At 72.7% G+C, this 22,980-nt stretch carries 22 protein-coding genes; 15 read left to right on the forward strand and 7 right to left on the reverse strand.

Annotated elements, in window-relative coordinates:
* Nucleotides 1-55: 55 nt before the first annotated feature.
* A complete protein-coding gene (locus ACFY0O_RS22215; RefSeq protein WP_388949028.1) occupies nt 56-661 on the reverse strand; it encodes a DUF4190 domain-containing protein in 606 nt (201 codons plus the stop codon).
* A gap of 236 nt (nt 662-897) precedes the next feature.
* Here ACFY0O_RS22215 and ACFY0O_RS22220 point away from each other — a divergent pair, with 236 nt between their 5' ends.
* The 5 genes from ACFY0O_RS22220 (at nt 898) to ACFY0O_RS22240 (ending at nt 5,864) form a co-directional block, all read left to right on the forward strand.
* The gene (locus tag ACFY0O_RS22220; protein WP_388949030.1) at nt 898-1,923 is read left to right on the forward strand and encodes an adenosine deaminase; all 1,026 of its coding nucleotides are present in this window, start codon (nt 898-900) and stop codon (nt 1,921-1,923) included.
* A gap of 28 nt (nt 1,924-1,951) precedes the next feature.
* Nucleotides 1,952-2,650, forward strand: a complete 699-nt coding sequence (locus ACFY0O_RS22225; protein ID WP_388949033.1) for a glycerophosphodiester phosphodiesterase — start codon at nt 1,952-1,954, stop codon at nt 2,648-2,650.
* Complete coding sequence (locus ACFY0O_RS22230; RefSeq protein WP_388949035.1) at nt 2,647-3,819, forward strand: sensor histidine kinase; 1,173 nt, start codon at nt 2,647-2,649, stop codon at nt 3,817-3,819. Before ACFY0O_RS22225 ends, ACFY0O_RS22230 begins: the two co-directional genes overlap by 4 nt.
* On the forward strand, nt 3,816-4,517 hold the full coding sequence (locus ACFY0O_RS22235; protein WP_388949037.1) for a response regulator: 702 nt from the start codon (nt 3,816-3,818) through the stop codon (nt 4,515-4,517). Before ACFY0O_RS22230 ends, ACFY0O_RS22235 begins: the two co-directional genes overlap by 4 nt.
* A gap of 147 nt (nt 4,518-4,664) precedes the next feature.
* Nucleotides 4,665-5,864 carry a serine hydrolase domain-containing protein gene (locus tag ACFY0O_RS22240; RefSeq protein WP_388949039.1) on the forward strand — a complete coding sequence of 400 codons (1,200 nt, stop codon included), beginning with the start codon at nt 4,665-4,667 and terminating at the stop codon, nt 5,862-5,864.
* Here the strand turns inward: ACFY0O_RS22240 and ACFY0O_RS22245 are convergent.
* The 3 genes from ACFY0O_RS22245 to ACFY0O_RS22255 form a co-directional block, all read right to left on the reverse strand.
* Entirely contained in the window at nt 5,831-6,340 is a 510-nt protein-coding gene (locus tag ACFY0O_RS22245; protein ID WP_388949042.1) for a hypothetical protein, read from the reverse strand. The genes ACFY0O_RS22240 and ACFY0O_RS22245 overlap by 34 nt on opposite strands.
* A gap of 77 nt (nt 6,341-6,417) precedes the next feature.
* Complete coding sequence (locus ACFY0O_RS22250) at nt 6,418-7,596, reverse strand: spermidine/putrescine ABC transporter substrate-binding protein (protein ID WP_388949044.1); 1,179 nt, start codon at nt 7,594-7,596, stop codon at nt 6,418-6,420.
* Nucleotides 7,597-7,726: 130 nt separating this feature from the next.
* A complete protein-coding gene (locus ACFY0O_RS22255; RefSeq protein ID WP_358892672.1) occupies nt 7,727-9,166 on the reverse strand; it encodes a gamma-aminobutyraldehyde dehydrogenase in 1,440 nt (479 codons plus the stop codon).
* Nucleotides 9,167-9,335: 169 nt separating this feature from the next.
* On the opposite strand from ACFY0O_RS22255, the gene ACFY0O_RS22260 reads away from it, so the two are divergent.
* From ACFY0O_RS22260 to ACFY0O_RS22305, 10 genes are all read left to right on the forward strand, one after another.
* Complete coding sequence (locus ACFY0O_RS22260; RefSeq protein ID WP_042814156.1) at nt 9,336-9,839, forward strand: Lrp/AsnC family transcriptional regulator; 504 nt, start codon at nt 9,336-9,338, stop codon at nt 9,837-9,839.
* Nucleotides 9,840-9,842: 3 nt separating this feature from the next.
* On the forward strand, nt 9,843-11,204 hold the full coding sequence (locus ACFY0O_RS22265; RefSeq protein ID WP_358892673.1) for an aspartate aminotransferase family protein: 1,362 nt from the start codon (nt 9,843-9,845) through the stop codon (nt 11,202-11,204).
* A gap of 168 nt (nt 11,205-11,372) precedes the next feature.
* A complete protein-coding gene (locus ACFY0O_RS22270; RefSeq protein ID WP_388949049.1) occupies nt 11,373-12,125 on the forward strand; it encodes an ABC transporter ATP-binding protein in 753 nt (250 codons plus the stop codon).
* Nucleotides 12,107-13,180 carry a hypothetical protein gene (locus ACFY0O_RS22275; protein WP_388949052.1) on the forward strand — a complete coding sequence of 358 codons (1,074 nt, stop codon included), beginning with the start codon at nt 12,107-12,109 and terminating at the stop codon, nt 13,178-13,180. The genes ACFY0O_RS22270 and ACFY0O_RS22275 overlap by 19 nt, the downstream gene beginning before the upstream one ends.
* Before the next feature lie 26 nt (nt 13,181-13,206).
* On the forward strand, nt 13,207-14,298 hold the full coding sequence (locus tag ACFY0O_RS22280; RefSeq protein WP_388949054.1) for an LOG family protein: 1,092 nt from the start codon (nt 13,207-13,209) through the stop codon (nt 14,296-14,298).
* A 126-nt stretch (nt 14,299-14,424) separates the two neighbouring features.
* Nucleotides 14,425-15,330, forward strand: a complete 906-nt coding sequence (locus ACFY0O_RS22285; protein ID WP_388949057.1) for a hypothetical protein — start codon at nt 14,425-14,427, stop codon at nt 15,328-15,330.
* An 87-nt stretch (nt 15,331-15,417) separates the two neighbouring features.
* Nucleotides 15,418-16,038 (forward strand): hypothetical protein, encoded by a 621-nt coding sequence (locus ACFY0O_RS22290; RefSeq protein WP_388949059.1) that lies wholly within the window; start codon nt 15,418-15,420, stop codon nt 16,036-16,038.
* 124 nt (nt 16,039-16,162) lie between these two features.
* Nucleotides 16,163-16,393, forward strand: coding sequence for a ferredoxin (locus ACFY0O_RS22295; protein ID WP_388949061.1), 231 nt, complete (start codon nt 16,163-16,165; stop codon nt 16,391-16,393).
* Nucleotides 16,383-17,777 carry an NAD(P)/FAD-dependent oxidoreductase gene (locus tag ACFY0O_RS22300; protein ID WP_388949064.1) on the forward strand — a complete coding sequence of 465 codons (1,395 nt, stop codon included), beginning with the start codon at nt 16,383-16,385 and terminating at the stop codon, nt 17,775-17,777. Before ACFY0O_RS22295 ends, ACFY0O_RS22300 begins: the two co-directional genes overlap by 11 nt.
* A gap of 15 nt (nt 17,778-17,792) precedes the next feature.
* On the forward strand, nt 17,793-19,043 hold the full coding sequence (locus ACFY0O_RS22305; RefSeq protein WP_388949066.1) for a cytochrome P450: 1,251 nt from the start codon (nt 17,793-17,795) through the stop codon (nt 19,041-19,043).
* 49 nt (nt 19,044-19,092) lie between these two features.
* Here ACFY0O_RS22305 and ACFY0O_RS22310 read toward each other — a convergent pair whose 3' ends face one another.
* The 3 genes from ACFY0O_RS22310 to ACFY0O_RS22320 are packed head-to-tail and all read right to left on the reverse strand — an operon-like array spanning nt 19,093 to nt 22,921.
* Nucleotides 19,093-20,118 (reverse strand): ABC transporter ATP-binding protein, encoded by a 1,026-nt coding sequence (locus ACFY0O_RS22310; RefSeq protein ID WP_388949069.1) that lies wholly within the window; start codon nt 20,116-20,118, stop codon nt 19,093-19,095.
* Entirely contained in the window at nt 20,118-21,734 is a 1,617-nt protein-coding gene (locus ACFY0O_RS22315) for an ABC transporter permease (protein ID WP_388949456.1), read from the reverse strand. Before ACFY0O_RS22315 ends, ACFY0O_RS22310 begins: the two co-directional genes overlap by 1 nt.
* Before the next feature lie 56 nt (nt 21,735-21,790).
* The gene (locus tag ACFY0O_RS22320) at nt 21,791-22,921 is read right to left on the reverse strand and encodes a thiamine ABC transporter substrate binding subunit (protein ID WP_388949072.1); all 1,131 of its coding nucleotides are present in this window, start codon (nt 22,919-22,921) and stop codon (nt 21,791-21,793) included.
* Nucleotides 22,922-22,980 lie beyond the last annotated feature (59 nt).

Here is a 22,980-nt window from a genome sequence, read left to right on the forward strand (position 1 = left end):
GTCCGCTGCCCGGGGCCGGCCCTTCGCCGCGTCCGCCGTCGGGCGGTGCCGGGGCTCAGACCCGTTCGCGCACCTGGGTGTTGGAGTGGGAGCCGCCGTCCGGGGTCTCGTCGAAGGTCTCCGACATGATCCCGGTGAAGGCGAGGACCAGGATCACGGCACCGAGCACGATGCCGATGGCGCCCAGGATGGTGCCGGCCAGGGCCATGCCGCCGTTGGTGGCCTCGCCCCGGTTCGCCTTGCCCCGTCCGAGCACGCCGAAGACCACCGCGGCGATGCCCAGCGCGATCGAGAAGAAGCTGGTGACGCAGATGACGACGGAGAGGATGCCGAGGACCAGCGCGGTGATGCCGAAGCCGTTGCTGGGGCCCGGGCCGTACGCGTGGTACCCGGTGTAGCCCGGGTAGCCGGGCGCGGGCGGGTAGCCCGGTGTGCCCGGGTAGCCCGCAGGGGGCGGGTAGCCGGGGTAGCCGTACCCGGGCGGCTGCGCCGCGGCCGGGCCGGGCGGGCCGTAGCCGCTCGGGGCCGGGTACGCGTACCCGGCGCCGGGTATCGGCGGGGCTGGCGCGGGGCCGGGGCCCGGCGCGGGTGCCGGTCCGGACGCCAGCGGCGGGGCCCATTCGGCTCCCGGCATCCCCGCGACGGTCTGCTGGTCGTGCACGGACGGCGCTCCCGGGGTCCCGTGGCTCCCCTGGGTCCCCGGCGTCTGCCGCGGGCTCCCGCCCGGTGCGGCGGCGCGCCCTTCGGGCGGCGCCCACGGGTCCCTCGGCTCAGGGCTCTGGTCGGTCATACGGCGCCCCCCTCTCGTACAGCCATGCTAAGCGCTGCCGCCGACACCGCCGGGCCTGCCTACGATGAGGCAGACCTGCCCGCACCAGCGTCCCACCGGAGGCCCCCATGTCCGACCTGCACCCCTTCATCGCGGGGCTGCCCAAGGCCGAACTCCACGTCCACCACGTCGGCTCGGCGTCCCCCCGCATCGTGGCCGAACTCGCCTCCCGCCACCCGGACTCCAAGGTCCCCACCGACCCCGAGGCGCTGGCCGACTACTTCACCTTCACCGACTTCGCCCACTTCATCGAGGTCTACCTGTCGGTCGTCGACCTCGTCCGCACCCCCGACGACGTGCGCACGCTGACCTTCGAGGTCGCCCGTGACATGGCCCGGCAGAACATCCGCTACGCCGAACTGACCATCACCCCCTACTCCTCCACCCGCCGCGGCATCGACGAGCGCGCCTTCATGGAGGCCATCGAGGACGCCCGCAAGGCCGCCGAGTCCGAGCTCGGGGTCATCCTGCGCTGGTGCTTCGACATCCCCGGCGAGGCCGGCCTGGAATCCGCCGAGGAAACCGCCCGCCTCGCCGTCGACCTGCGCCCCGAGGGCCTGGTCTCCTTCGGCCTGGGCGGCCCGGAGATCGGCGTGCCGCGCCCGCAGTTCAAGCCGTACTTCGACCGGGCCCGCGCGGCCGGCCTGCACAGCGTGCCGCACGCCGGCGAGACCACGGGCCCGGAGACCGTGTGGGACGCCATCCGCGAACTGGGCGCCGAGCGCATCGGCCACGGCACCAGCGCCGCGCGGGACCCGGAGCTGCTGGCCTACCTCGCCGAGCACCGCATCGCCCTGGAAGTCTGCCCGACCTCCAACATCGCCACCCGCGCCGTGGCCGACCTCGACCAGCACCCGGTCAAGCAGATGGTGGAGGCCGGGGTGCTCGTCACCATCAACAGCGACGACCCGCCGATGTTCGGCACCGACCTCAACAACGAGTACGCGGTCGCCGCCCGTCTGCTCGACCTCGACGAGCGCGGCCTCGCGCAGCTGGCGAAGAACGCCGTCGAGGCCTCCTTCCTGGACCCGGCCGGCAAGGCCCGGCTGGCCGAGGAGATCGACGCCTACACCGCCGAATGGCTCGCCCGCTGACTCCCCTTGATCGCTGCGGCCCCCGAGAATGGGGTGCATGAGCACCCTGACTGCCGTCGGCCACCGCGGCGATCCCTACCGAGTCCGTGAGAACACCCTCCCCTCGATCGGCTCCGCGTTCGCGCGCGGGGCCGACGCGGTGGAGGTGGACGTGCGGCTGACCCGCGACGGCGTGCCGGTCCTGCTGCACGACGAGACGCTGGAACGGCTGTGGGGCCACGACGTGCGCCTCGACGCCGTCACGGCCGCGCAGCTGAAGGAGCTCGCCGGGGGCGGGATCCCGACCCTGCGCGAGGCGCTGATGGCGGCCGGGGCCGGCCGGCTGATGATCGACCTGCCGGGGGCCACGCCCGAGGCCGTCCGGACCGTCGTCGACCTGGTGCGCGAGTGCGGCGCCCGCGACCGTACGTACTACTGCGCGGGCCCGAACACCATGCTGGCGGTCCGCGCCGCCGACCCCGACGCGGAGATCTCGCTGACCTGGACCACGCTGTCCCCGCCACGCCGGGTGCTGATCGACGCGGTGTCCCCGCGCTGGCTCAACTACCGCTTCGGGCTGGTCACCCGGGAGCTCACGGACGCCCTGCACCGGGACGGGCTGCTGGTGTCGGCGTGGACCGCGGACACCAAGCGGTCGATGCGCGCCCTCCTGCGGGCCGGGGTGGACTCCGTGACCACCAACAGGCTGGACGCGCTGGCCGCCGTACGGGCCGAGCTCGGGCGGTGAGGAGCGAGTTCGGCGAACGCCTGCGCGAGGGCGTCCTGCGGGCGGATCCGCGCTGGCGGGACGCGGGGCTGACGCTGCTGGTGCAGGTGGCCGCGACCATCCCCTTCGTGGTGCCGCGCGATCCGGCGGACTCCCCGGCGACCTGGACGGCGTACCTGCTGACCACGCTGGGGAACGTGCCCCTGCTGTGGCGGCGCCGGGCTCCCGCGGCGGCGCTGCTGGGGGTGATCGCGGCCGGGTCGGTCTACCGGCTGGCGCTGGACGGGCCCGGGCAGCCGCTGCCGTACGCGGGGCTGGTCTGCGTGTATTCGATCGCGCTGCTGCGGCCGGCGCGGGAGCGGCTGGCCGCGGCGGCGGCCCTGGTCGTGGTCATCGCGGTGTCCGTCGGGCTCAACACCGGGACGGCCCGGGAGCTGCTGTTCTCCCTCTTCGTGTTCGCCGCGGCGTTCGCGCTCGGCCGGCTCCAGGCCACGCGGCTGGCGTACACGGCGGCGGTGGAGGACCGGGCGGCGCAGCTGGAGCGGGCGAACCGGATCGAGGCGGAGCAGGCGGCGGCGCGCGAACGGGCGCGGATCGCGCGGGAGATGCACGACATCCTCTCGCACGCCGTCAGCATCATGGTGGTGCAGGCGGAGGCCGGGCCGGTGGCGGTGCGCCGGGCCCCGGAGCGGGCGGAGGCGGCGTTCGAGGCGATCGCCGAGACGGGGCGGGACGCGATGGCGCAGTTGCGGACGATGCTGGGCGTGCTGCGGACGCAGGAGGCGGCTCCGCGGGCTCCGCAGCCGGGGATCGGGGAGCTCGGGGCGCTGGTGGAGCGGGTACGGGCGAGCGGGCTGGCGGTGTCGTACGAGCGGACGGGGGAGGTGCGCGAGCTGCCGGCGGCGCTGGGGGCGACGGTGCACCGGGTGGTGCAGGAGGCGCTGACCAACGTGGTGAAGCACGCCGGGGCCTCGGCGGTGGACATACGTCTGGAGTACGGGCCGCGGGAGCTCGCGGTCCGGGTCACGGACGACGGCCGGGGTCCGGCCGGGGGCGCCGCGGGCGGGCACGGGCTGATCGGGATCCGTGAGCGGGCCGCGGCGCACGGCGGGACGGCGTGGACCGGCCCGGGTGCGGGCGGGCGCGGGTTCACGGTGCTTGTAACCTCGCCGCTGGAGGTGGGGGCGTGACGATCCGTGTGGTGGTGGCCGACGACCAGGAGCTGGTGCGCAGCGGGTTCGCGATGATCCTGGACGTCCAGGAGGACATCGAGGTCGTGGCGGAGGTCGGGGACGGGGCGGCGGCCGTGGCCGCGGTGGAGCGGCTCTCCCCCGATGTGGCACTGCTGGACGTGCGGATGCCGGTGCTGGACGGGATCGAGGCCTGCCGGGCGATCTCGGCGCGGGGCGGGTGCCGGACGGTGATGCTGACGACCTTCGACTCGGACGAGTACCTCTACGAGGCGCTGCACGCGGGGGCGAGCGGGTTCCTGCTGAAGGACGTGCGCCGGGACGACCTGGTGCACGCGGTGCGGGTGGTGGCGGCGGGCGAGTCGCTGCTGGCGCCCTCGGTGGCGCGGCGGCTGATCGAGGAGTACACGGCGGTGACGGCCCGGCAGGCGGCCGTGCCGGCGCCGGCGACGGAGCGGCTGGAGGTGCTGACGGCCCGGGAGCGGGAGACGCTGCTGCACCTGGGGCGGGGGCTGTCGAACGCGGAGATCGCGGTGGCGCTGGTGGTGAGCGAGCACACGGTGAAGTCGCACGTGGGCAACGTGCTGGCGAAGCTGGGGCTGCGGGACCGGATCCAGGCGGTGATCTGCGCGTACGAGACGGGGCTGATCGCGGCGGGCTCGGCGGGTCCCTCCCCGGTATCTCCCTCTGGGGAGTGAGAGGCGGCTGGGCGCCTCCCCCGCGCCGGTGAGTTGTCGTACCGCTGAAGACCACTCCTGATGGTGATCCGCGGATACCCCTGTGACCTGCAGCATTGAGTCATCGGGGGGCAGCGGGCCCCGCGGGTCTCACACAGGGGGAACGTCATGAAGGCACGTACGCGCACGCTGGTCGCCGCCGCTCTGGTCCTGGGCATCGCCGCCGGTCCGGTGGCCGCCGCCCAGGCCGCACCGGCGCCGGCTCCGGCAGCGGCGCCGGCGCCGGTCCCGTCCCCGGTCTTCACCGCCCCGCCGGACGCGGCGGCGCTGCGGAAGGCGATCGCCGGGGTCGGGCCGCAGAGCAAGGACGCGACGGCCGCGCTGGTCCGGGTGGGCGGTACGAGCGGCAGCTGGCGGGGCAGCGCCGGTGTCGCGGACATCGGCAGCGGGCGGGCGGCGGTGGAGGACGCCCGGTTCCGGGCGGGGTCGGTGACGAAGACCTTCACGGCGGCGGTGGTGCTCCAGCTGGCCGCCGAGGGCAAGGTGGACCTGGACCGGCCGGTCCAGGACTACCTGCCGGGGCTGCTGCCCGGGTTCGAGCCGGTGAAGGTGCGCCAGCTGCTGAACCACACGAGCGGTCTGCGGTCCGCCGACGGTCCGGGGGACGCCTTCGAGGACGAGTACGCCCACCGCTTCGACCTGGTCGACCCGCACGCGCTGATCGCCAACGCGGTGGCCAAGGGGCCGGAGTTCAGGCCCGGGGAGAAGCAGCGGTACAGCAACATCCACTACACGGTGCTGGGCGTGCTGATCGAGAAGCTGACGGGGACGACGTACGAGAAGGCCGTCGGGGAGCGGATCATCAAGCCGCTGGGCCTGCGCCACACCTCGTTCCCGTCCCGGACCCAGAACCGCATACCGGGGCCGTACAACCGCGGCTACCAGGCGGTCCCGGAGGCCGACGGCAGCCGCAGGCTGGTCGACGTGTCGGACTGGAACTCCTCGTCCAACTGGGCGGCGGGGGACCTGATATCGACGACGGCGGACCTGGAGCGCTTCACGGTTGCCCTGTTCGGCGGCCGGGTGGTGCCGAAGGCGCAGCTGGAGGAGATGTTCACGGTCCCGGACGTGCCGGACGCCGAGACCGGCGGGCATGCGGTGCAGACGGCCGGCATGAAGGAGTTCGTCCTCCCGGACGGCACGAAGCTGTACGGCAAGACGGGCTCCCGGTACGGCTACAGCACGGTCATCGGCGGCACCCGCGACCTGTCGCGCACGCTGGTCTACTCGGTGAACTCCACCGACGCCAAGGGCCGGGACATGAACGCGGTGGCCTACGGCATCATCGGGGCGGCCTTCGCCAAGTAGCCTGCGCGGTCCGCCTCTTCCAGGGCCTCCAGCCGCTTGATCAGGCGGCGCAGCACCAGCAGCGGGACGATCCCGAAGACGCCGAAGGACATGTCGACCAGGGTCCACCCGAAGGGCAGGCCCCGGATCGGCCCGCAGATCAGGGCGAGCGGGATGATGCCGACGCAGGCGACCATCCCGGCCTCGACGATCCAGATGTTGCGGACGGGGTCGCGGTGGACCCCGTAGAAGAACACCGCGATCACCAGGTGGGCGAAGGCGAGCCAGTCGGTTCCGTAGAGGAGGAAGGGGTATTCGGCGTCGGCCCGGTCCAGGCCGGCCCCCACCCGGCGCAGCCAGTCGTGGGACACCAGCGCGTTGAGCCAGTGAAGTTCGGTGACCAGGGGGAAGGCGGTGAGTCCGCTGAGGACCAGGCAGGCCAGGAACAGCGCAAGCCAGGCACGGATCCGCCGCCGGAGGGCGTTTCTGTCGCTCATGGAAGGGAGCCTACCGACAGAACTGAACGCGTTCAGCCAAAATCCTGAACATGTTCAATCCTGCGGCGAGATCGTGATCACAGTCCGACGATGGCGTTCCAGCGCGGGGCGAAGGTGCGGCGTTCGGCCGAGGAGATGTCGCGGGCCACGACCAGGCGCTTGCGCATGTCGTCGTCGGGGAAGATCAGCGGATTCTGGGCCAGTTCGGCGGTCTTCTTGTCCGGGGAGGCGGCCAGCACCTCGCGGGCGGCGGGGACCGGGCAGACGTAGTTGACCGCCGCCGCCAGCTCCGCCGCCACCGCCGGGTCGTAGTAGTGGTCGACCAGCGCCTCCGCGTTGGCCTTGTGGCGGGCGAGGTTGGGGATGAGCAGGCTCTCCGCCCACAGTTCGGCCCCCTCCTCGGGGACCACGAACTCGATGTCGGGGTTGTCGGCCTTCAGCTGGATGGCGTCGCCGGAGTAGGCCTGGCAGGCCAGGACGTCACCCTTGCCGAGATCGGAGGTGTAGTCGTTGCCGGTGAAGCGGCGGATGTGCTTCTTCTTCACCATGCTCTCGACCTGGTCGCACATCCGGTGGAAGTCGGATTCGGTCCAGCGGGTGGTGTCGGTGCCGTTGCCCTGCATCAGCAGCGCGAAGGACTCGTCGAGTCCGGAGAAGAGGGTGACCTTGCCCGCCAGGTCCGGGTGCCACAGGTCCTGGACGGACCTGATCTCCCGGCCCAGCGCCTTGCGGTTGTAGGCGATGCCGGTGATCCCGGACTGCCAGGGGACGGTGTGCAGCCGGCCCTGGTCGAAGGCGGGGGAACGCAGCTGAGGGTCCAGGTTCTTCGCCACGTTGGCCTGCGCCGACCGGTCCATCTTCTGGGCCCAGCCCAGGTGGACGAAGCGGGCGGCCATCCAGTCGCTGACCACCACCAGGTCGTGACCGGTCGCCTGGTGGTTCATCAGGGCCGGGCTGACCTTGCCGAAGAACTCGTCGTTGTCGTTGATCTCCTCGGTGTACCGGACGTCGATGCCGGTCTTCTCGGTGAAGGCGTCCAGGGTCGGGCGCTTCTCCTCGTCCTCGTCGTCGGTGTCTATGTACAGCGGCCAGTTGGAGAAGGCGAGGCTGCGCTCGCGTTCCGAGAGGTCCTGGCCCTGCCTGCGGTCCTCCGGGACGTAGGCGGCGGGAACACCGCAGCCGGTGAGGGCGGCCAGCAGGCCCGCGGCGCCGAGGCCGCGCAGCGCAGCGCGGCGGGAGAAGGGGAGTTCAGGCATGGGCTCAGCCTCGGTCAACGCGAAAGGGGCGGGCAATAGACAACGTGTCTACCACCCGCCCCTTCAGTGGCCTGCGGTGATCAGTGCGCGGTACCAGCCCGCGCTCCGGTCACCCTGCCGCCGGGCCGGTTCAGCCGTCGAGCGAGGTCATCACGTGCTTGATGCGGGTGTAGTCCTCGAAGCCGTAGGCGGAGAGGTCCTTGCCGTAGCCGGACTTCTTGAAGCCGCCGTGCGGCATCTCGGCGACGAGCGGGATGTGGGTGTTGATCCACACGCAGCCGAAGTCGAGGTTCTTGGACATGCGCATCGCGCGGCCGTGGTCCTTGGTCCACACGGAGGAGGCGAGGGCGAACTCGACGCCGTTCGCGTACTCCAGCGCCTGGGCCTCGTCCGAGAAGGACTGGACGGTGATGACGGGGCCGAAGACCTCGTTCTGGATGATCTCGTCGTCCTGCTTCAGGCCCGAGACCACGGTCGGGGCGTAGAAGAAGCCCTTGTCGCCGACGCGGTGGCCGCCGGCCTCGACCTTGGCGTGGGCGGGGAGGCGCTCGATGAAGCCCGCGACCTGCCCCAGCTGGTTGGGGTTGTTCAGCGGGCCGTAGAGCACGTCCTCGTCGTCCGGCTGACCGGTCTTGGTCTCCGCGGCGGCCTTGGCGAGCGCGGCCACGAACTCGTCGTGGATCGACTCGTGCACGAGCACGCGGGTGGCGGCGGTGCAGTCCTGGCCGGCGTTGAAGTAGCCGGCGACGGCGATGTCCTCGACGGCCTTGGCCAGGTCGGCGTCCTCGAAGACCACGACGGGCGCCTTGCCGCCGAGCTCCAGGTGGACCCGCTTGACGTCCTTCGAGGCGCTCTCGGCGACCTGCATGCCCGCGCGCACCGAGCCGGTGATGGAGGCCATCGCCGGGGTGGAGTGCTCGACCATGGCCTTGCCGGTCTCGCGGTCGCCGCAGACGACGTTGAAGACGCCCTTGGGCAGGATCGAGTCGATGATCTCCGCCATCAGCACCGTGGAGGCGGGGGTGGTGTCGGAGGGCTTGAGGACGACGGTGTTGCCCGCGGCGATCGCCGGGGCGAACTTCCACACGGCCATCATCATCGGGTAGTTCCAGGGCGCGACCTGGGCACAGACGCCGACCGGCTCACGGCGGATGATCGAGGTCATCCCGTCCATGTACTCGCCGGCCGAGCGGCCCTCGAGCAGGCGCGCGGCGCCCGCGAAGAAGCGGATCTGGTCCACCATCGGCGGCAGCTCCTCGCTGGCCGTCAGACCCAGCGGCTTGCCGGTGTTCTCCGACTCGGCGGCGACCAGCTCCTCCGCACGCGCCTCGAAGGCGTCGGCGATCTTCAGGAGGGCCTTCTGCCGCTCGGAAGGGGTGGTGTCGCGCCACGCCGGGAAGGCGGCAGCGGCGGCGGCCATGGCGGCGTCCACGTCGGCCTGGCCCGACAGCGGGGCGGTCGCGTACACCTCGCCGGTGGCCGGGTTGACCACCTCGGTGGTCCGCCCGTCGGCGGCGTCCTTGAACTCCCCGCCGATGTAGTTGCGCAGACGACGCAGTTCGGTGGTCACTACAGCCACTCTCCTGATCACATGTCCAACGATTGAGACAAGTCCCAAGGGTAGCCCCTCGGGCGACGCTTTCGACAGAGCCAGACCCGGCCAACTACGAAATCCGTGCATTCAAAGACCCCCCGCAACGAATTTCATCGGTTACGGGTTGCGGAACCGACGACTCCTCGTGCACAGTGGCGTCGTGGTCAGTCGAAGCGCAGATTCCAGGAACAGACAACCGTCCCCTTCGGTCGATGCTGTGTCCCTGGCGATCATCGAGCAACTGCAGGAGGACGGCCGGCGCCCCTACGCGTCGATCGGCAAGGCCGTGGGCCTCTCCGAGGCGGCCGTGCGCCAGCGCGTACAGAAGCTGCTCGACCAGGGCGTCATGCAGATCGTCGCCGTCACGGACCCGCTCACCGTGGGTCTGCGGCGCCAGGCCATGGTCGGCATCAACGTCGAGGGCGACCTCGACCCGGTGGCCGACGCCCTGACCGCCATGGCCGAGTGCGAATACGTCGTGATGACCGCCGGGTCGTTCGACCTGATGGTGGAGATCGTCTGCGAGGACGACGACCACCTGCTCGAAACGATCAACAAGAAGATCCGCACGCTCCCCGGCGTGCGATCAACCGAGAGCTTCGTTTACCTGAAGCTCAAGAAGCAGACCTACATGTGGGGAACTCGATAGCCCGTGAGCCAGGACCTCTCCAAAACCGCGTACGACCACCTGTGGATGCACTTCACGCGCATGTCGTCGTACGAGAACGCGCCCGTCCCCACCATCGTGCGGGGTGAGGGCACCTACATCTTCGACGACAAGGGCAAGCGCTACCTGGACGGTCTCGCCGGACTGTTCGTGGTCAACGCCGGTCACGGCCGCAAGGAACTGGCCGAGGTCGCCTACAAGCAGGCCCAGGAGCTCGCGTTCTTCCCCGTGTGGTCGTACGCGCACCCCAAGGCCGTCGAGCTGGCCGAGCGCCTCGCCGGCTACGCCCCCGGCGACCTGAACAAGGTCTTCTTCACCACCGGCGGCGGCGAGGCCGTCGAGACCGCGTGGAAGCTCGCCAAGCAGTACTTCAAGCTGCAGGGCAAGCACACCAAGTACAAGGTCATCTCGCGTGCGGTCGCCTACCACGGCACCCCGCAGGGCGCCCTGTCCATCACCGGCCTGCCGGCCCTGAAGGCCCCCTTCGAGCCGCTGGTCCCCGGCGCGCACAAGGTGCCGAACACCAACATCTACCGCGCCCCGATCCACGGCGACGACCCCGAGGCCTTCGGCCGCTGGGCCGCCGACCAGATCGAGCAGCAGATCCTCTTCGAGGGCCCCGACACCGTCGCGGCCGTCTTCCTGGAGCCCGTCCAGAACGCCGGCGGCTGCTTCCCGCCCCCGCCCGGCTACTTCCAGCGGGTGCGCGAGATCTGCGACACCTACGACGTGCTGCTCGTCTCCGACGAGACGATCTGCGCCTTCGGCCGCCTCGGCACGATGTTCGCGTGCGACAAGTTCGGCTACGTGCCGGACATGATCACCTGCGCCAAGGGCATGACCTCGGGCTACTCCCCGATCGGCGCCTGCATCGTCTCCGACCGGATCGCGGAGCCGTTCTACAAGGGTGACAACACCTTCCTGCACGGCTACACCTTCGGCGGTCACCCGGTGTCCTCCGCGGTGGCGCTGGCCAACCTCGACATCTTCGACAAGGAAGGCCTGAACCAGCACGTGCTGGACCAGGAGGGCAACTTCTTCAGCACCCTGCAGAAGCTGCACGACCTCCCGATCGTCGGCGACGTGCGCGGCAACGGCTTCTTCTACGGCATCGAGCTCGTCAAGGACAAGGTCACCAAGGAGTCCTTCACGGACGAGGAGACCGAGCGCGTGCTCTACGGCTTCCTCTCCAAGGCGCTCTTCGACAACGGCCTGTACTGCCGGGCCGACGACCGAGGCGACCCGGTCATCCAGCTGGCCCCGCCGCTGATCGCGGACCAGGGCACCTTCGACGAGATCGAGGGCATCCTGCGCAGCGTCCTCACCGAGGCCTGGACCAAGCTGTAAACAACAGAAAATAGTCCGAACCACACGGCCCGGATCCCCTGTTCGAGTGAGAACACGGTGGTCCGGGCCGTGTGCTGTCGCCATCCCGCCGGTTCGTCTCTTTACATCTGTGTGCGGGCCAGTGACCGAAGCGGCTCCGCTTCGTTCCCCCGGACGGAGGTGTACGCCATGGTGGCTCCACCGGACAGTGCCCCGCCAGACGACGACGTCCTCTGGGCGCGGTCCCTTCACTACTCCCACATGGGTTCCCCCGGCCTGATCGGGGTCGGCGCCCGAGTCCGGCAGGGCGAGGTCCTCGCCGTGACCGGCCCGCGCGGCAGCGGCAAGACCACCCTGCTGCGCTGCCTGGCCGGACGGCTGGTGCCCGACCAGGGCGAGGTCCTGTTCGAGGGGACCGCCGTCCACGCCCTCGGCGCCGCGGCCCGCGAACGGCTGTTCCGCGCCCGGTTCGCCTGGATCGGGCCCGAGCCGCAGCTGCTGCCCGAGCTCAAGGTGTGGGAGAACGCGGCCCTGCCCCTGCTGCTGACCGGCGCACCGCACCGCGCCGCCCGGGCCGCCGCCCACGAATGGCTGGAGCGCCTGGACATCGGCGGCTTCGCCCGCAAGCGTCCCGGGGCCCTGAACCGGGCCGAGTCCCAGCGGGTCGTGCTCGCCCGCGCCCTGGCCGCCGAGCCCGCCGTGCTCTTCGCCGACGAGCCCACGGCCCCGCTGCACCGCGCCGAGCGCGCGCAGCTGCTCCGCACGCTCACCACGGCGGCCCGCTCGCACGGGATCACGGTGGTCCTCGCCACCCACGACGAGGAGACCGCGGCCGCCGCCGACCGGGGCCTGGCCCTGATCGACGGCCGCCCGGCCGACGCCGCGGCCGTCGTCTCCCCCGGGACCACGGAGGACCAGGCCGCGTGCTCTCTCTCCGCCTAGTCCGCGGCTCCCGGCCCCTGGTCCAGCTGCGCAGACTGCTGGTCGCCGCCGCCTGCGCCGGCAGCGGCCTCCTGCTGCTGTACGTCCTCGCGGACGCCCAGGCCCGGCCCGCCGGATCGTTCCCGCGGCTGCTGTGGGCGCTGGTCCCGCTCGCCGCCACCGTCCAGCTGGCCGTCGCCGTGGCCCGTACCGACCCGGCGACCCAGCCCCGGGAGGGGCTCGACGCCGTCGGGCTGGGACCCGTACACCTGGCCCTCGCCGCGGCGGTCTCCACCGCCGTCGCCTGCACCCTGGGCGGTGTCCTGGCCCTCGCCGTCTTCCTCCACCTGCGCGGCGAACTCGCCGGGCTGCCCTTCGACGGGGCCGGTGCCCGGCTGCTCCACGCGGACCGGCCCCTGCCGGTGGCCGCCGCCCTCACCCTGCTGGCCCTGCTCCCCCTGACGGCCTCCGCCGCGACGGCCCTCGCCCTGCGCCCCCGGCCCCCGCACTCGGGGCTGGCCCCCCAGACGGGCGTGCCCTGGGGGGTGGCGCTCACCGCGTGCGGGCTCGGCCTGCTGGCGTACGCCCGCCCGGACGGCCCGGCGGTGCCGGCGGCCGCCGCCCTGATCGCGGTCGGCCTCGCCCTGGCCGGACCCGGCCTGGCCTACGCCTGCGGCACCCTGGTGCAGGCCGTCCGCCCGGGCGCGCTGCGGCTGCTCGCCGGGCGGACCCTGCAGGAGGAGGCCTCCCGGCTGGGCCGGCCGCTCGGGGTGCTGTGCGCCGTCGGCGCGGCCGGCCTGACCGCGTCGGCCGGGGCCGGGGCGCCGGCGCCGCTGGGGCCGCTGACCGGACCGGCCGCCGCGCTCGTGGCACTGTGCGCGGGCGCCTCCCTGCTCACCGCCGCCGTCGAGTCCCGGCAGGCCCGTGGCGCGGCCCGGGCGGCGCTGCTGGATCTGGGCACCCCGGGCGCGGTGCTGCGGACGGCCGCCGGCCTGCGGGCCGCCGCGCTGATCGCCGGCTGCGTGCCGCTCGTGTGGGGTGTGGCGCAGCTGACGTCGCTGGCCCTGACCCGCTGATCGGGGCAGCCCTTAGGGTGGGCCGAATGGTCCACGCAGACATCGAGATCGAGACGCTCGCCGAGTTCGACCGGGTGGTCGCCCGGGGCTCCCTGAGCGGCTACCGCGTCCAGTCGGTCAACCTGCTGGAGCGGACCTTCGCCCTGCTGTCCGCGGACACCTCGGCCGCCGTGTTCCTGGGCTGCGCCATGGAACCCGACGCCGCGGTGAAGGTCCGCGCGGACGGTGCGCTGGTCTTCCCGCCGGTGCCGGACCTGCCCTTCGACCCGTACCGGGGGCTGCTCTACACGCCGGAGGAGCTCTTCGCCGGGCTCTCCGGGGGCTACGAGTCCACCCCGGACGCCCTGGCGTACGCCTGGTTCCAGGAGACGAAGGCCGACGGCGACGTCTTCTCCTCGATGCTGCGCTCCCTCCACGACGACGCGGTCTCCGACGCGCTGGACGAGGCCCTGGTGGGCGCCCGCGTGGTCGGCGTGATGGGCGGCCACGCCATGGCCCGGGGCACGGACGGCTACCGCGGCGCGGCCGAACTCGGCCGGGCCCTGGCCCGCGGCGGGCTGACGGTGGCCACGGGCGGCGGGCCGGGCGCGATGGAGGCCGCCAACCTCGGCGCCTACCTGGCCCCCGCCCACGACGAGGCGCTCGGCGAGGCGCTGGAGGTGCTGGCGAAGGCGCCCTCCTTCACCCCGTCGGTCTCCGACTGGGCCCGCGCGGCCTTCGCCGTGCGGGAGCGCTGGCCCGCGGGCGGCGACTCGGTGGGCATCCCGACGTGGTTCTACGGGCACGAGCCGCCGAACGCGTTCGCCGGGCAGATCGCCAAGTACTTCTCCAACGCCGAACGTGAGGACGGGTTGCTCGCCCGCTCCACGGCGGGCGTGGTGTTCCTGCCGGGCGCGGCCGGGACGGTGCAGGAGGTCTTCGACAACGCGACGCCGAACTACTACGCGTCCGACGCCGACCCCACCCCGATGGTCCTGGTCGACCGGCGCCACTGGACCGAGGAGCTGCCCGCCTGGCCGCTGCTGCGGGCCCTGGCCCGGGGCCGGGCCATGGAGTCGCGGATCGCGCTGGTGGACTCGGTGGACGAGGTCCCGGACGCGCTGGCGGCCCTGGCCTGAGCGGGGCCCGGCCCCGGCCGGGCAAAGAAAAGGTCAACGAACCCCCTTGCGGAGGCAACTCCGCGGCCCGATCCGACGTCTGGCAGAGGTACCGCTTTACCTGCCAGACGTTGAACGGAGCCCTCTGTGCTCATAGGCCTGCTGACCGCTGTCGCGGCGTCCATCTGCTACGGGACGGGCTCCGTCCTGCAAGCCGTCGGATCGCGCCGCGCCGCGCGGATGTCACCGGCCGCCGCCGGGGTGACCGCCCACGGCGGCCCGAACCTGACCTCCACCGCCAAGGCGGCGATGACCTGGGAGTTCATCGTCGGCACGATCCTGGACTTCGTCGGCTTCGGGCTGGGCGCGCTGGCGGCCCGGCTGCTGCCCCTGTTCCTCTCCCAGACGGTGATCAGCGCCAACCTGGTGATCACCGCCGTGCTGAGCGTGAAGCTGCTGGGGATCCGCCTGACCCGCAAGGAATGGACCTCCATCGGGGTGGTCTGCGCGGCCCTGGTGCTGCTCGCGACGGCCGCCGGCCACGAGGGCGACCACCACGCCCCGATGGCCACGCACTGGTGGCTGCTGGCGGTGACCGTGCTGATCATCGTCGGCGGCACGGCGGCCGTACGGTTCCTCGGCGCCCGGGCCGCGATCCTGGCGGGCCTCCTGTCGGGCCTGGCCTTCGGCGCGCTGGGCGTGGGCGTGCGCGTCCTGGACGGGATCGACCCCTTCGACCTGGGCACGCTGCTCACCGACCCCGCCCTCTACGCCATCCTCATAGCGGGCGTCGGCGGCATGTACCTGCACACCGTCGCCCTGCAGATCGGCTCGGTGAACGGGGCCACGGCCGCCCTGGTGGTCGGCGAGACGGTGCTCCCCGGTGCGATCGGCGTGCTGTGGCTGGGCGACGCCTCCCGGCCGGGGCTGGCCTGGCTGGCCGTCGTCGGCTTCGTGCTGGCGGTGGCCGGAGCGGTCGCGGTGGCCTGGTACGGCAACCACGACGGGGCGGCGGACCCGGCCGAGGAGCCGGTCCCGGAGCCGGTGGGCTGACCCGGCCGGCCGGTCCGGCGCCCCGGGCGTTCACCCCGACGGGTCCCCGGGGTGGCGCGGCCGCGGCGGCCGGGGCCTGCTGGGGGCATGGACTCCCCCACCAGCACACGGCTGCGCACCCCCCGCGCGGCGGGCCTGGCCGGTGTCGTCTTCGCCGTGCTGCTCGCGGCCGCGGTCGTGCTGATGCGGATCGCCGTCCCTTCCGGGAGCCCGGCCGAGGCCGCCGTCGACGCCGACAAGCGCTGGGCCGTGCGGCTGGCCCTGGAGATCGTCCCGTTCGCCGGGATCTTCTTCCTGTGGTTCATGGGAGCCCTGCGGGAGCACTCGGGCGAGGTGGAGGACCGTTTCTTCGCCACCGTGTTCCTGGGCAGCGGCTTCATCTTCGTCGCCACCCTGTTCGTGGCCGCCGCGGCGGCCGGCACCGTGCTCAACGAGGCGGTCCCGCCCTCCGGCTTCGGCCGGCCCTTCGCGTACACCGTCCTGACCTCCTACGCGATGCGCGTGGCGGCCGTGTTCGCCTTCTCGACGTCGGCCATCGGCCGCCGGCTCGGTGTCTTCCCGCGTCCGGTGGCCCCGCTGGGCTTCGCGACCGGACTGGCCCTGCTGGTGCTGGGGTCGGGGGTGCCCTGGATCGAGATGGTCTTCCCGTTCTGGGTCCTCGTCGTCAGCCTCCACATCCTCCGCGCCGGACTGCGCCGCACGCCCTGACCTGCGCCTTCGCCGCCCCTTCCGCCCGGCAGGCGACAGGCGGCCTCCGCGCGCATGCTGGAGGGGTGGCCGGGGGGCCTCGGGGGCCGCGGGGGTCATCAGGGCACGGAAAGGCTGATGCCTCATGAGGCTCGTCGTCGACCTGAACCGCTGTCAGGGGTACGCGCAGTGCGCGTTCCTCGCACCCGACGTCTTCACCATGCACGGCGAGGAGTCACTGCTCTACAACCCGCAGGCTCCCGAGGACCAGCACGACAACGTCGTGCGCGCCGCCCACGCCTGCCCGGTCCGCGCCATCCTCCTGGACGCCGTGAACGGCTCCCTCCAGACCCGGGAGGCCGGCGGTGAACGGTGACGGAGCCCTGGAGCGGCTCAAGCGCGAGGGCCGCATCGTCGTCGTGGGCGCTTCCCTGGCCGGCCTGCGTGCCGCCGAGACCATGCGCGAGGAGGGCTTCGCCGGCGAGCTGACGATGATCGGCGACGAGCCCTACGAGCCGTACGACCGCCCGCCCCTGTCCAAGCAGGTCCTGCTGGGCATGGCCACCGCCGACGGGACCGCCCTGCCCCGGCGCCGGGACATCGACGCCAAGTGGCGCCTCGGGGTGCCGGCCGCCGGCCTGGACATGGCGGCCCGCCGGGTCCGGCTGGCCGACGGGGACGAGGTGGAGTACGACCGGCTGCTGATCGCCACCGGGGTGCGCGCCCGGCCCTGGCCCAACCCGGACGAGGGCGCCCTCGACGGGGTCTTCGTGCTGCGCACCCGCGGCGACGCGGCCGCCCTGGAACGCGCCCTCGCGGCCGGACCCGGCCGGGTGCTGGTGATCGGGGCCGGGTTCACGGGCTCCGAGATCGCCTCCGCCTGCCGGGAGCGCGGTCTGGCCGTCACCGTGGCCGAACGCGCCGACGCACCGCTGGTCGGAGCGCTCGGCGGGGTGATCGGGGCGGTCGCGGCCGAGATGCACCGCGAGAACGGCGTCGACCTGCGCACCGGCATCATGGTGACCAGCCTGGAGGGCGACTCCTCCGGCCGGGTCCGCGCCGCGCACCTCTCCGACGGCACCACGCTGGAGGCCGAGGTGGTGGTCGTCTCGCTCGGCGCGCAGCGCAACACCGAATGGCTGGCCGGGTCCGGACTGGGCGCGGGCCCGCGCGGCATCGCCTGCGACGCGGGCTGCCGGGCCTTCGACATCCGGGGCATCGTCACCGACGACATCTACGTGGCCGGGGACGTCGCCCGCTCCCCGCACGCCCTGTTCGGCTACCAGTTCCTGTCGCTGGAACACTGGGGCAACGCCGTCGCCCAGGCCGAGACGGCCGCGCACAACATGCTCAGCCGCAGCGCCGACCGCCGTCCGCACCTGTGGGTGCCGGCGTTCTGGTCCTCCCAGTTCGGCGTCAACATCAAGTCGGTCGGGGTCCCCTCGATGGGCACCGAGATCGTGATCACCCAGGGCTCGCGCGCCGAGCGCCGCTTCGTCGGCGTGTACGGGTACCAGGGCCGCGTGATCGGGGCCGTCACCTTCGACCAGTGCCGCTGGCTGGACTTCTACGAGCAGCAGATCGAGCAGACCGCGCCGTTCCCGCCGCCGTACCCGACGGTGGACCGCAGGCCCGAAGGGGAGCGGCCGCTGGACGCGGACTTCCCCGACCCGTCGGTGCCCACCCACGGGCCGACGATCACCCTGAGCGGCTACTCGCCGGCCGACCGGCGGATGACCTTCACTCCGGCGCACAACTGAGCACGAGGACCTCTCATGACCCAAGGCATCCTGCGGCAGATCCTCGACTACTCCAGCCGCGCCGACCCGTATCCGCTGTACGCGGAACTCCGCGAGACCCCGGTGTTCCACGACGGGGAAGGCCCCTACGTCGTGAGCACCTACCACGAGATCAAGGGCCTGCTCCACGACCCGCGCATCAGCTCCGACGCCCGCAACCTGACCTCGGCGGCGGGCGACCCCCTGAACCAGGCCGAGGAGGGCGAGAGCGCCGTCCTGCCCCCCTCGTTCCTGAAGCTGGACCCGCCCGACCACGACCGGCTGCGCCGGATGACCAACCGGCCCTTCGGTCCGCCGCACTCCCCGCGCCGGGTCGAGCAGATGCGCGGCGAGCTCGGCGGCATCGTCACGGGGCTGATCGACACCGTCGCCGCGAAGGGCGACCCGAACCGGATCGACCTGGTCGAGGAGTTCTCGTACCCCTTCCCGGTGACCGTCATCTGCCGGCTGCTGGGCGTGCCGCCCGAGGACGAGGCCCGCTTCCACGTCTGGGCCGACACCCTGGCCGCGAGCCTGGACCCCGACCCGGACGCCGATCCCGCCGAGCGCGCCAAGAAGACCGAGGGCGCCCGGATGGAGCTCGGCATGTACCTGGCCGGGCTGATCGAGGAGCGGCGCAAGAACCCCACCGGGGACATGCTCTCGGAGCTGGCGACGGGACAGGGGCCGGACGGCACGATGAGCACGATGGAGGTGCTCAGCACCGCGGCGCTGCTGCTGATCGCCGGGCACGAGACCACCGTCAACCTGATCACGAACGGCATGCTCACCCTGCTGCGCAACCCGCAGCACCTGGAGCGGCTGCGCTCCGAGCCCGACCTGGCGGTACCGATGGTGGAGGAGCTGCTGCGCTTCGAACCGCCGGTGCAGCTGCTCCCGCAGCGCAGCACCCTCACGGACGTCGACATCGCGGGGGTGACCGTGCCCAAGGGCTCCTCGCTCTGGCTGATCCTGGCCTCCGGCAACCGCGACCCCAAGCGGTTCGAGGACCCGGACCGCTTCGACCCGGACCGCCCGGACGTCCAGCACCTGGGCCTGGGGAGCGGCATCCACAGCTGCTTCGGGGCGCCGCTGGCCCGGCTGGAGGCGGCGCTGGCACTGCGCGAGCTGGCCCGCAGGCTGGAGAACCCGCGGCTGCTGGAGGACCCGCCGCCCTACCGGCAGAACGCGGTCCTGCGCGGCCCGCGCCACCTGCCGATCGCCGTCGACGGCATCCGGGCTGCCTGACCCGGCCTCCCGGCGGCCCGGCCCCGCAAGCGGCCCCGGAAGCGGCGGCTCAGGCCGACGGGAGGACGACCACCTCGGAGGGCGTGAAGGCCACCGCGATCCGGTCCCCCACGGCCGGCGCGGCGGCCAGATCGCACTCCGCCTCCAGCACGGGCCCCTCCTCGGGCCGCAGCAGCAGGGCCACGTGCGTCCCGCGGAAGGTACGGGACTCCACCACGCAGTCCAGCCCGGCCGCGCACGGCACCACCCCGGCCGGCCGCACCAGCAGCCGCTGCTCCCCCTCGGGAGAGCCCTCCGGCACCGGGACCTTCCCCCACGGGGTGGCGGCAGCGCCCCCGGTGACGGTGGCCGGGACCACGTTCTCGAAGCCGAGGAACCGCGCCACGAACTCCGAGGCCGGACGCCGCCACACCTCCAGCGGGGTTCCCGCCTGCGCGATCCGCCCGTCCCGCATCACCACCACCCGGTCGGCCAGCGCGAAGGCCTCGCCCTGGTCGTGGGTGACGGCCAGCACGGTGGTGCCCAGCCGGGAGAACAGCCCCTGGAGCTCGACCACCAGCCGCTCGCGCAGCCCCCGGTCCAGCTGGCCGAGCGGCTCGTCCAGCATCAGCAGCCGGGGCGAGGGGGCCAGCGCCCGGGCCAGGGCGACCCGCTGCTGCTCACCGCCCGACAGGGAGGCCACGGCCCGGCCCTGGGCGCCGGGGAGCCCGACCAGGTCCAAGAGCCGGGCGACCCGCTCCTTCTGCTCCGCCTTCGCCGAGCCGCCCCGCACGCGCAGGCCGAAGGCGACGTTCCCGCCGACGTCGCGGTGCGGGAACAGCTGGTGGTCCTGGAACATCAGCCCCACCCCCCGCCGGTGCACCGGCACCCCGGCCTGGTCGGCGCCGCCGAGCAGCACCCGTCCGGCGGTGGGCGGCTGCAGCCCGGCCACCACCCGCAGCAGGGTGGACTTGCCGCTGCCGCTCGGCCCCAGCACGCAGACGGTCTCGTGCTCGGCGACCTCCAGGTCCACCGCGTCCACCACCGCCCGGTCACCGAAGCGGACCGTCACCCCTTCGAGCCGGAGCAGGGTCATCAGAACTCTCCCGAGGTCTTGTCGGGTCGCAGCCGCTCCAGCACCAGCAGGGACACCGCGCACACCAGCATCAGAATCGTGCTCAGGGCCATCGCCTGCCCGTAGTTCATCTCACCGGCCCGCCCCAGCAGCCGGGCCACGGCCACCGGCAGCGTCGGACGGTCCGGCCGGGCGATGAACACCGTCGCCCCGAACTCGCCCAGCGAGACCGCGAAGGCGAAGCCCGCCGCGATCAGCACCGCCCGCCGCACCAGGGGCAGGTCCACCTCCCGCCAGACCCGCAGCGGCGAGGCGCCGAGCACGGCCGCGGCCTCCCGCAGCCGTCCGTCGACCGCCCGCAGCACCGGCAGCATGGTCCGCACCACGAACGGCACCCCGACCAGCGCCTGGGCCAGCGGCACCAGGATCCAGGAGGTCCGCAGGTCCAGGGGCGGCCGGTCGAGGGTGATCAGGAACCCGAAGCCCACCGTCACGGCGGACACCCCGAGCGGCAGCATCAGCAGCGCGTCGAAGCCCCGGACGAAGCGGCCCGCCCGCCGGGCCAGCGCCGCCGCCGCGAGGCCGCCGACGGCCAGGGCGATGGCCGTGGCGGCGAGCGCGTACTGCAGGGAGTTCCAGATGGCCTCCAGCGGCGGCACCAGAAAGGTTCCGCCGCCCGCACCGGCCTCCTGGAGCGCCCGGTAGAAACCGAACCCGTACCCGCCGGGGGCGTCCAGCGACCGCTCCACCAGCACCGCGAGCGGGGCGACGATCAGCAGCGCCACCGTCAGCAGCACCCCGCCCAGCAGCCCCCGCTGCGCCCAGCCGCGCGGCGGGTGCGCGGTCCGCGCGGGGTCGACCAGCCGCAGGGCCGTCTCCCTCCGGCGCACGGTCCAGGCGTGCACCCCGAGGATCACCCCGACGGCGGCGAACTGGACCAGCGTCAGCACCGCGGCCGTCGGCAGGTCCAGCAGCTGCGCCGTCTGCCGGTAGACCTCGACCTCCAGGGTGGCGTACGAGGGCCCCCCGAGGATCTGCACGACGCCGAAGGAGCTGAAGGTGAACAGGAACACCATCAGCGCGGCCGCGGCCACCGCCGGGGCCAGCGCGGGCAGGGTCACCCGCCGCCAGGCCGCGAACCGCCCGGCGCCCAGCACCCGGGCGGCCTCCTCCTGGCGCGGGTCCAGCTGCGCCCACAGCCCGCCGACCGTGCGGACGACGACGGCGTAGTTGAAGAAGACGTGGGCGAGCAGGATCGCCCACACGGTGGTGTCCAGCCGGACGCCCCACACTTCGTCCAGCAGCCCGTTCCGGCCGACCAGGGCCAGGAAGGCCGTGCCGACGACCACGGTCGGCAGCACGAAGGGAACGGTGACCAGGGCGCGCAGCAACTGCTTGCCGGGGAACGAGAACCGCGCGAAGACGTACGCGCCGGGCAGCGCGACGATCAGGGTGAGCGCCGTCGAGGCGAGCGCCTGCCAGGTGGTGAACCAGAGCACACCGGCGATGTCCGGCTGGGCGAGCACCTCGCCGATCCGGCCGAACCGCCAGCCCGCGTCCGTCTCGAACCCGCGGCCGACGATGGCGGCCACGGGCCAGGCGAAGAACAGCCCGAAGAAGGCGAGCGGCACGGCCATCAGGGCCAGCCTGACGGCGGTCGCCCGCCCGCCCTCCTCCGGGGAGCCGTCGCGTGCTACTTCACGACGATCGAGGACCATGCCTTGACCCACTGGTCACGGTTCTTCGCGATGGCCTCGGGGGCCACGTTCTCCGGCTTCTCGACGACCACGCCGTGCTTGGTGAACACCTCCGGCAGCTTCGCGTCCTTGACCACCGGGTTCACGAACATCTGGAGCGGCATGTCCTCCTGGAACTTCTTGCCGATCAGGAAGTCGATGAGGGCCTTGCCGCCCTCCTCGTTCTTCGCGCCCTTCAGCAGGCCCGCGAACTCGACCTGGCGGAAGCAGGTGCCGGTGGCCACGCCCGTGGGTGCCTCGGCCGGCTGGGGCTCGCCGTAGAGGACCTCGACCGGCGGGCTGGAGGCGTAGGAGACGACCAGCGGGCGGTCGCCCTTGGCCTTCTTGCCGCCGGCGGAGCCGGAGAAGCGCTCGTTGTAGGCCTGCTCCCAGCCGTCGACCACTTCGACGCCGTTGGCCTTGAGCTTGCTCCAGTAATCCTTCCAACCTCCCCCAGAGGCTTCGCCCTGGGAGGTGCCCCCATCCCCATACTTGCCGACGGAGGCGAGGAGGAAGCCGAGGCCGGGCGACGAGGTCGCGGCGTTCTCGGTGACCAGCAGGTTCTTGTACTCCGGCTTGAGCAGGTCGTCCAGCGTCTGCGGCGGGGCGATCTTCTTGTCGGCGAAGTACGCCTTGTCGTAGTTGACGCAGATGTCGCCGGAGTCGACCGGGGTGACGCGGTGCTGCTTGTCGAGGACGAACTCGGGCTTGACCTCGGCCAGGCCCTTGGCCTCGTAGGGGGTGAAGATCCCGTTGTCGAGGGCGCGCGAGAGGAGCGTGTTGTCGACACCGAAGAAGACGTCGCCGCGCGGGGAGCCCTTGGTGAGGATCTCCTGGTTGAGGGCGGCGCCGGCGTCCCCGGACTTCAGGACCTTGACGGTGTAGCCGCTCTGCTGCTCGAACTCCTTGAGGACCGAGTCGGTCACGTTGAAGGAGTCGTGGGAGACGAGGGTGACGGTCTTGGACTTCGGCGAGCCGCTCGCGGCGGCCCCGCCCGCGTCCTTGGTTCCGCCGCCGCACGCGGTCAGCGTGGTGACGCCGAGGGCCGCGGCCAGTGCCGCCCCCGCGATCTTCTGGGTGGTGCTCACGATCGATTCCTCCTGGGTATGACCAGGAGAAGACGCGGCCCTGCCCGGGCGCTCAGTGG

The organism is Streptomyces sp. NPDC001594, from assembly GCF_042893675.1.
GTDB lineage: Bacteria > Actinomycetota > Actinomycetes > Streptomycetales > Streptomycetaceae > Streptomyces.